Annotated in this window: 7 protein-coding genes; 5 read left to right on the plus strand and 2 right to left on the minus strand. The window is 67.8% G+C overall.

What is annotated here, in order from left to right:
• Positions 1-954: xanthine dehydrogenase small subunit (locus AC1DU6_RS11900; protein ID WP_477857399.1), on the minus strand; the 954-nt coding region annotated here is incomplete at its 3' end.
• A gap of 39 nt (positions 955-993) precedes the next feature.
• On the opposite strand from AC1DU6_RS11900, the gene guaD reads away from it, so the two are divergent.
• The 5 genes from guaD (at position 994) to AC1DU6_RS11925 (ending at position 7,558) form a co-directional block, all read left to right on the plus strand.
• Positions 994-2,301, plus strand: coding sequence for a guanine deaminase (guaD, locus tag AC1DU6_RS11905; RefSeq protein ID WP_477857401.1), 1,308 nt, complete (start codon positions 994-996; stop codon positions 2,299-2,301).
• A 179-nt stretch (positions 2,302-2,480) separates the two neighbouring features.
• Entirely contained in the window at positions 2,481-4,415 is a 1,935-nt protein-coding gene (locus tag AC1DU6_RS11910) for a S9 family peptidase (protein WP_457390271.1), read from the plus strand.
• A 13-nt stretch (positions 4,416-4,428) separates the two neighbouring features.
• Positions 4,429-4,620: a hypothetical protein gene (locus AC1DU6_RS11915; RefSeq protein WP_056198443.1), complete on the plus strand. Its 192-nt coding sequence runs from the start codon at positions 4,429-4,431 to the stop codon at positions 4,618-4,620.
• A gap of 107 nt (positions 4,621-4,727) precedes the next feature.
• The gene (locus tag AC1DU6_RS11920) at positions 4,728-5,495 is read left to right on the plus strand and encodes a winged helix-turn-helix domain-containing protein (RefSeq protein ID WP_056198440.1); all 768 of its coding nucleotides are present in this window, start codon (positions 4,728-4,730) and stop codon (positions 5,493-5,495) included.
• A complete protein-coding gene (locus AC1DU6_RS11925; protein WP_477857404.1) occupies positions 5,495-7,558 on the plus strand; it encodes a PAS domain S-box protein in 2,064 nt (687 codons plus the stop codon). Before AC1DU6_RS11920 ends, AC1DU6_RS11925 begins: the two co-directional genes overlap by 1 nt.
• A gap of 142 nt (positions 7,559-7,700) precedes the next feature.
• On the opposite strand, the gene AC1DU6_RS11930 is transcribed toward AC1DU6_RS11925, so the two are convergent.
• Positions 7,701-9,481 (minus strand): putative bifunctional diguanylate cyclase/phosphodiesterase (locus AC1DU6_RS11930; protein ID WP_477857406.1); only part of this gene is annotated, 1,781 nt, incomplete at its 5' end.

A 9,481-nucleotide genomic window follows, 5' to 3' on the forward strand; every position in this document is an offset into this window, starting at 1 on the left:
CAATGCCGGGGCACCGTCGCCGATGGGCGAACCGTTGGCGATGTTGCCGCCCAGCGTGCCGGCATGGCGCACCGGCGGCGACGCGAAGCGCAGCCAAAGTTCGCGCAGGCGGGGCACGGTGGCGGTCAGCACGGYCCAGCTGTCTTCCAGCGAAGCGGCGGCACCGATCCACAGGCCGGTACCGTCGTTGCGGATCTCGCGCAGCGCCGCGACACGGCCGGTGTAGATGACGTCCCCCAGGTCGCGGAACTGCTTGTTCACCCACAGGCCCACGTCGGTCGACCCGGCCAGCAGCGTCGCCTGCGGATAGGTCTCGCGCAGCAGGGCCAGGTCGTGGATGCTTTGCGGTGCATGGAAGCGGGCGCCGGCGTGGCCATAGTCCAGCGGCTCGTCGGCGGCCAGGGTCTGCAGAGCCTGAGCGATGGGCGCACGGTCCAGGCAGCGGGCGGGCGCGTCGAACATCTGTTCGCCGGCATCCAGGATGGGCCGGTAGCCCGTGCAGCGGCAGAGGTTGCCGGCCAGCGCATCGGCCAGTTGCTGGCGGGTGGGCTTGGTGCCGGCGGCTTGGTGGGTTTCATAACAAGCCGTCAGGCTCATGACGAAGCCGGGGGTGCAGAAGCCGCACTGGGAACCATGGCAGTCCACCATGGCCTGCTGGGCGGGGTTGAGCCGCTGCGGGCCGCCCAGGTCTTCCACCGTCAGCAGCGCGCGGCCGTCGAGCGTCGGCAGGAACTGGGTGCAGGCGTTGACGTTGCGCAGTTCCAGCTGGCCGTCRGCACCCAGCTCGCCCTGGATGACGGTGCAGGCGCCGCAGTCGCCCTCGGCACAGCCTTCCTTGGTGCCGGTACAGCCGGCATGCTCGCGCAGGTATTGCAGCACGGTGGTCGTCGGAGGCAGGTTCTGGACCTCGACGACCTCGCCGCGGTGGAAAAAACGGATGGGTCGGGTATTCATGCTGGCCTCGATTGTCGAGCGTTGCCTCAGAATTGCCATATGAGTTTTACTAACCAGGAAAAATTCGTCGACAGTCCACGCCGATGGGCCCTGCGGGGCGATCTGCTGGATTTCACGGCTGCACCACGCTGGGGCGACACCGAGCCACCGGCGGTGCGCTTTGACCGCGACCACTGGCTGCTGATCGAGGACGGCCGCATCGTCGGGAGGCAGGCCGCCGAGCCGGATGCCGGTTGGGCGCGCAAGGACCATGCCGGAAAGCTGGTGCTGCCGGGGTTCATCGACACCCACGTCCACTGCCCGCAGCTGGAGGTCATCGGCTCCTACGGCACCGAGCTGCTGGATTGGCTCAAGCGCTACACCTTCCCGAGCGAATGCGCCTTTGTCGACCCGGCGCGCAGCCGGGCAGGGGCCGAGGTCTTCCTGGATGCGCTGCTGGCCAGCGGCACGACCTCGGCCGTCGTCTTCCCGACCGTGCACAAGGTATCGGCCGAGGCCCTGTTCGACAGCGCCGCGGTACGCGGCATGCGGCTGATCACCGGCAAGGTGTTGATGGACCGCCATGCGCCGGACGGGCTGCGGGACGACGTCGTTCAGGCCGAGAAGGATTGCGTCGACCTCATCGCCCGCTTCCATGGCCGCGACCGTTTGGCGTACGCAGTGACGGTGCGCTTTGCGCCGACCAGCACGCCCGAGCAGCTGGCGATGGCCGGCGCGCTGTGCCGCGCCGATGCCAGCCTCTATATGCAGACCCACGTCGCCGAGAACCGCGCCGAGGTCGCCTGGGTGGCGGAGCTGTTCCCGGATGCGCGCAGCTACCTGGATGTGTATGAGCGCGTCGGCCTCGTGCACGAGCGCTCGGTGCTGGCCCATGGCATTTATCTGGACCCGCACGACCGCGTCGTCATCGCTGACCGTGGCGCCCAGGTGGCGCATTGCCCGTCGAGCAATCTGTTCCTGGGCAGCGGCCTGTTCGACTGGCCGGGTGCGGCCTTCAACATCAGCCTGGCTTCTGACGTCGGTGGTGGTACGACGCTCAGCCTGCCACGCAACATGCTCGATGCCTACAAGGTGCAGGCCCTGCGCGGCGAGCGCATGACCGCATGGATGGCCCTGCATGCCGCCACGCGGGGCGCGGCCGAAGCGCTGCAGCTGGGTGGCGAGATCGGCGGCCTGTCGGTGGGGCAGACGGCCGACATCTGCGTGTGGGACTGGGCGCAAGGCCCGGTCGCCGAGGCGCGCGACGCGGTGGCGCGCGAGCTGCACGAGCGTGTCTTTGCGTGGATGACGCTGGCCGACGAGCGCAACCTCGCGGCCTGCTATGTCGCGGGCCATCAACGCATTTGATGGCGCCCCCAGGGCTGGCCTGAAGCCCGCCCGCCCCCCGAGGGGGTCAAGGCGACTCGGGAACGGCCCAGCGTCGCCTTGAACCGCCTGTCCCCCGATTCCGCCGCTTCGTCACAACCCTGATGGGGGACGGCGGGGCGGCTGGCTAGAGTCTGCCCACTCATTTCAACGGAGACTCCATGAGCCGACCCCTGCTGTCCCTCGTCGCTTCCCTGGCCTTGCTGGCTGGCGCGTCCCAGGCCGCTGTTGCCGCCGACAAGCCGGCCGCTGTCGCCAAGGCGCCCAAGCCCGCCAAGCGCTACACCATCGAGCAGTTCATGGCCACCGTGAACATCGGTGGCGCCAGCTTCTCGGCCGACGAGAGCCGCATCCTCTTCCACAGCAACGAGACGGGCATCTTCAACGTCTATGCGATGCCGGTGGGCGGCGGCAAGCCGGTCCAGCTGACGAACTCCAAGACCGACAGCCACTACGCCGTGGGCTTCTTCCCGGGCGATGACCGCTTCCTCTACACCCGCGACCAGGCCGGCAACGAGCTCAACCATCTCTATGTGCGTGAGCTCGACGGCAGCGAGAAGGACCTGACGCCGGGCGACAAGCTCAAGGCTTCGTTCGCCGGCTGGAGCGGCGACGACACGGCCTTCTACGTGACGACCAACGAGCGCGATCCGCGCTTCTTCGACCTCTACCGTTTGGATGCCAAGACCTACGCCCGCACGCTGGTCTTCAAGAACGAGGCCGGCTGGGAGTTGAGCGACATCAGCCGCGACGGCCGCTGGCTGGCGGTGGGCAAGATCAACACGACGGCCGACTCCGACGTGCACCTGGTCGACCTGAAGAGTGGCGAGGTCAAGCACATCACCAAGCACCAGGGCGTGGCCAACTACACGCCGCAGGACTTCACGCCCGACAGCCGCGAGCTGCTGATGACCAGCAACGATGGCGGCGAGTTCACACGCGTCATCGGCTACGACCTGGCCAGCGGCGCGACCCGCGAGATCGAGAAGGCTGATTGGGACGTGGACTACACGGCCTTCTCCAAGGACGGCCGCTACCGCATCACCGGCATCAATGCCGACGCCAGCATCGCGCTGCGCCTGTACCGCGACGGAAAGCCGATGGCGCTGCCCCAACTACCCGGCGGCGACGTGCGCGGCGTGACCTTCTCCCGCAGCGGCAAGCGCATGGCCTTCTACGTGAACGGCGACCGCTCGCCCAACAACCTGTTCGTCGCCGAGGTCGGCTCCAACGCCGCGCCGAAGCAGCTGACGCAGAGCCTGTCCAAGGACATCGACCCGGCCGAGCTGGTGGACGCCTCCATCGCCCGCTTCAAGAGCTTCGACGGCATGGTCGTCCCATCGGTCTACATGCTGCCCAAGGAAGCCTCGCCAACCCACAAGGTGCCGGCCATCGTCTGGGTGCATGGCGGCCCCGGCGGCCAGACCAAGCGCGGCTACTCGGCGCTGATGCAGTACTTTGTCAACAACGGCTATGCGGTGCTGGGCATCAACAACCGCGGCAGCTCGGGCTATGGCAAGAGCTTCTTCACGGCTGACGACGGCAAGCATGGCCGCGAGCCGCTGTGGGACTGCATCGAGGCCAAGACCTTCCTGGCCGGCACCGGCGTCATCGACCCCGAGCGCATCGGCATCGTCGGCGGCAGCTATGGCGGCTACATGGTGCTGTCGGCCATGGCCTTCCGCCCCGAGGCCTTCAAGGTCGGCATCGACATCTTCGGTGTCGCCAACTGGATCCGCACGCTGGAAAGCATTCCGCCCTATTGGGAGAGCTTCCGCCTGGCGCTCTATCAGGAGGTGGGCGACCCGGTGAARGACCGTGAGCGCCTGATGGCCACGTCACCGCTGTTCCATGCCAGCGAGATCAAGAAGCCGCTGATGGTCATCCAGGGCGCCAACGACCCGCGCGTCATCAAGCCCGAGAGCGACGACATCGTCGCGGCGGTCAAGAAGAACAATGTGCCGGTGGACTATCTCGTGTTCGACGACGAGGGCCACGGCTTCTCCAAGAAGAAGAACACGCTGGAGGCCAACCGCCGCATGGTCGAGTTCTTGGATAAATACCTGAAGCCCGGCATCAGTCAGCCGGTCAAGTAAGAAGGAGTCCGCGATGTTCAGCTTCCTGCTCTGGTGCATCTTGTTCGTGATCTGCTGGCCGCTGGCCATCCTGGCGCTGCTGCTGTGGCCGCTGGTCTGGCTGATCACGCTGCCCTTCAGGTTGCTGGGCATCGCCGTCGACGGCGCCTTCGGGCTGCTGCGTGCCATCGTCATGCTGCCTGCGCGCGTGCTGAGCGGGCGCTAGCCGGGCGAGGGGTCGCGGGGCGCCAGCGGCCTTGCACAATGATTTCGTGGCACCGATCGGTGCCAGAATCCTTGCCATCCCCATAACGCTTCAGGTGCGCCGACGCTGTGACGCTTCAGCACATTGCCGTTGTCGATGACGAAACAGCGATCACCGAGCTGCTAGGCCGCTATCTGCCTGGGCACGGCTTTCGCACGACGCAATTGCATTCGGGCCGTGCGCTGATGGAGCTGATGGCCAGCGATCCGCCGGAGCTGGTCCTGCTGGACTTGGGCCTGCCCGGAGAGGACGGCTTCGCCATCGCACGGCAGCTGCGCGAGCACTGGCGCTGCGGCCTGGTCATCATCACCGGCCGCGGGGACTCGGTCGACAAGGTCGTGGGCCTGGAAGTCGGCGCCGATGACTACGTCACCAAGCCTTTCGACCTGCGCGAGCTGGTCGCGCGCATCAAGGCCGTGTTGCGGCGCATGGAGCCGCACCCGTTGGCCTCCGGCCAGCCGGCCAGCGGGCAGGCGCCCCGGCAGGTGGCCAGTGCCTCGGGTGGCGAGCACCTGACATTTCTCGGCTGGCAGCTCGACCTGGGCGCCCGGCGCCTTGACGATCCGAACGGCGCAGAGGTGCGGCTCACCAGCGGCGAGTTCTCCCTCCTCGCGGCCCTGGCCCAGCATGCGGGTCGCGTGCTGTCCCGCGACTTTCTGCTTGAACAGACGCGGGGTCGCGAAGCTGCGCCTTTTGACCGCACGATCGACGTGCAGATCGGACGCCTGCGCAAGAAGCTGGAAGTCGATGCGGAGAATCCACAGATCATCAAGTCGGTCCGCGGCGCCGGCTACATCTTCGTTCCGCCCATCGGCTCCGCACGGGCGAAAACCTGATGGTTGGAACGCCTCCCGCCAACCAGCCGACGCCGCAGCCCGTCGATGACCTGACCGTCTACCGCTCGCTGTTTTCCGCCTATCCGGACGCCCTGCTGCTGGTGGACGCCGCAGGCCTGATCGCCCGAGCCAACCCCGCGGCGGCGGCGCTGCTGGGGTACTCGATGGAGGAGCTCGTCGGCACGAGCGTGGACGAACTGGTGCCCGACAGCATTCGCCCTCGCCACGCGTCATACCGGCAGGCCTACGGTCACGCGCCGCGCGCTCGGCCGATGGGCACGCAGATGGAGCTGGTAGCCCGGCGGCGCGACGGCAGCGAGGTGATGGTGGAAATCGCGCTGAGCCCTTTGCAAGACCACGGCCTGCCCTTCGTGGTTGCCGCGATCCGCGGCATCGGCGGCTATCCGCGCGTCAAACAGGCGTTGCAGCGGGCGCGCTATAGCGAGCATCTGGCGCAGCTGGGCCGCCTGGCCGTCGACGCACGCGATCCGCAGCAGCTGTTGCAGCAGGTACCGGCCATCGCCGCCGAGGCGCTGGAAGTCGAGATGGCGCTGGTGTTCCTGCTGGAAAGCAACCGGCTTGAACTGCGCGTCGCCGGGGGCGTGGGCCTGATCGCCGGCGAGTCGCTGGGTTGCATCGTGCCCAATCGCGGCGACACGCCGCTGGGCGTCGTGCTGAGCCAGGGGCAATCGGTCGTGATCGAGGATTTCCGCGCAGAACAACGCTATGCGGTGCCCCCCGACTATCTCGCGGCAGGGTTGGTCAGCGCATTGGCGGTGCCGCTGCTGGACCGCGGCCGCGTCATTGGCGCCTTGAAGGTTCGTTCCCGCCAGTCGAAGCGGTTCGGCGACGATGAACAGCGCTTCCTTGAGTCACTGGCCAATCTGCTGGTCACCTGCCTGCAGCGGGCGCAGACCGAGGAGGCGCTGAGCCATGCCCAGCGCCTCGAAAGTGTTGGCCAGCTGACGGGCGGCATTGCCCACGACTTCAACAACCTGCTGACCGTCATCCAAGGCAATCTGCAGGTGCTGGAGGAGCTGCCGGCACTGGCGCAGGACGGTGGCGCCCTGCAACTGGTGAGCGCCGCGATGCGCGCATCCAAGCGCGGCGCGGAGCTGACCGGCAAGCTGCTGGCCTTCTCGCGCCGCCAGGTGCTGCAGCCCAGCGCGGTCGACGTGCATGGCCTGCTGCACCCGCTGTCGGACATGCTGCGCCGCACATTGGACCAGCGCATCCGCATCAGCGTCGATGTCGCGCCGGACTGCCCCCTGGCGCTGGCCGACGCGGGCCAGTTGGAAGCTGCCCTGCTCAACATCGCGATCAATGCCCGCGACGCGATGCTCGACGGCGGCGATCTGCGGTTTTCCGCGGCGGCCGCGGGCATGCTGCCGGCGGGCCTGCAGGACGAGCTCGGCGAAGGCCGGTTCGTCCGCATCGCCGTCACCGACACCGGCACGGGCATGCCTGAGGCTGTCAAGGAGCGTGCCTTCGAGCCCTTCTTCACGACCAAACAGGCCGGCCGCGGCACGGGCCTGGGGCTGAGTGCCGTCTATGGCTTCGTCAAGCAGTCACAGGGCGCCGTTGCGCTGGACAGCACGGCCGGCCTTGGTACGACGATCAGCCTGTATCTGCCGGTGCCGCACGATGCCCAGACGGGAGCCCAGGACGGCGACCACGTCGGGCACACGGTGCCCGCGGGGCTGAAAGTGCTGGTGGTCGAAGACGACGCCGAGGTGCGCACCGTCGCGCAGCACTTCCTGGCCAGCCTGGGTTGTGTGTTCAGCGTCTGTTCCAGTGCCGAGCAGGCRCTTCAACTGCTGACGCCTGAAGCCGATTTCGACCTGCTGCTCACCGACATTGCATTGGGTGCCGGCATGCGCGGCACCGAGCTCGCCCGCATCGCCCAGCAGCGGCTGCCGCAGCTGGCCATCCTGTTGATGTCGGGCTTCTCTGCCGAACTGCTGGATGCCGACCGCGAGTCCCCGGCGGACTGGGAACTGCTGCCCAAGCCCTACAGCCGCGGCCAGCTGGCGCAGGCGATGGCCCGCGTGCTGTCGGCCTAGGTCTCGCGCAGCCGGGCGGCGCGCCGCAGCCCGACGGCGTCGGGCTGACCCGGCGCAGCGGCTCCCGCTCCGCCGGCCGCCAGCTGCGGCTGTCTGGGTAGAAGTACAGGCGGGCGCCAGGGGCACGAAGAGGTGTGGTGTTTCAAGGCACGCTCACCGCGATTGCGCCGGCGGTCAACAGGTGCTGCAGCGATTCGGCCGGTGCCGGACGGCCGAAGTGATAACCCTGCATCTCGTCGCAGCCGCGCTGGCACAGGTAGTCGCGCTGCTGCGCGGTTTCGACGCCCTCGGCCACCACGCGCAGGTGCAGCCGGTGGGCCAGTGCAATCACGGCATCGACCAGGGCCGCGCCGTCGGGCTGCTCGCCGATGCGGCGTGTGAACGACTGGTCGATCTTCAATGCGTCGATCGGGAACTGCTGCAGGTAGGCCAGGCTGGAGTAGCCGGTACCGAAGTCGTCCAGCGACAGCTTGACCCCGAGGGCCTTGATCCGCTTGAGCATGCCGATCGCAGCGCCTGGCTCGGTGATCAGCATGCCCTCGGTGATCTCGATCTCCAGCCACTGCGCGTCCACCTGGTGGCGCTGCAGCGCCCGGGCCACCACCTGGTCCAGGTCACCGGCAGCGAACTGCCGCGCCGCGACGTTGACCGCCACGCGCACGATGGGTTGGCCGGCGTCCATCCAGGCGCGGATCTGGCGGCATGCGGCGTCGATGACCCAGGCGCCGATGGCCAGGATCAGGCTGCTCTGCTCAGCCGCCGGGATGAACTGGCTCGGTGGCACCAGTCCGATGCCGCTGCGCTGCCAGCGCAGCAGGGCCTCGGCGCCGACGACTTCGCCGCTGCTGGCATCCACCTTGGGCTGGTAGTGCAGCCGCAGCTCATCGCGCTCGATGGCGCGGCTCAGCGCGGCTTCCAGGTCCAGCTTGGTCCGAGCCTCGGCATTCATGTCATCCGTATAGAAGCAGAACTGGTTGCGGCCCAATTCCTTGGCGCGATTCATCGCCACATCCGCGTCACGCAGCAACTCGACCGCGGTGGGGTTGCCTTCGTCGGGGAACATGCTGATGCCGATGCTGGCCGTCAGGTAGGCATCCTGCCCACACGACAGCGCCATCGGCGCGGCGATGGTCGCCAGCAGGCCGCGCGCGAGCACGGCAACGCTGGTGCTGTCCATGTTGGCTTCGAGGATGACCAGGAACTCATCGCCGCCGAGCCGGCCCAGGAAGTCTTCATGGCGCAGGCGCGCCTGCAGGCGCGCGGCCACACAGACCAGCAATTCGTCGCCGGCCGGGTGCCCCAGGCCGTCGTTGACCGTCTTGAAGCCATCGAGATCGATGACCAGCAGCGCCGCGCGGCTCTCGCGCCGATGTGAGCGGGCCAGCGCATCCTCGAGCCGCCTCTGCAGTTGAACGCGGTTGGGCAGGCGTGTCAGCGGGTCGTTGTGGACCAGCCAGTCGGTCTGGGCCTCGCTGTGCTTGAGGCGACTGATGTCGGTGAACACGCCGACGTAGTGGGTCACTGCCGCGTCGTCGTCGCGCACCGCGCTGATGGTCAGCCATTCCGGATAGACCTCGCCGCCCTTGCGGCGGTTCCAGATCTCACCCTGCCAGTGCCCGCTGGCATCGAGCGCGGCCCACATCCTCTGATAGAACTCCGCGTCGTGCCGGCCGGACTTCAGCAGCTTGAGGCTGGCGCCGATGGCCTCTTGCGCGTTGTAGCCGGTGATGGTCGTGAACGAGTGGTTGATCGACTGGATGCGGCCCCGTGAGTCGGTGATGATGACGCCGTCGCGGATGTCCTCGAAGACCGTGGCCCACTGGCGCATGCGCTGCTGCATGTCGTGGCGCTCGGTGATGTCGCTGGAGACGCTGTAGATGCCCAGCGTGCGGCCTTCGTCGTCGACTAGCTTGCCCTTGGTGC

Source organism: Roseateles sp. P5_B10, from assembly GCF_056400485.1.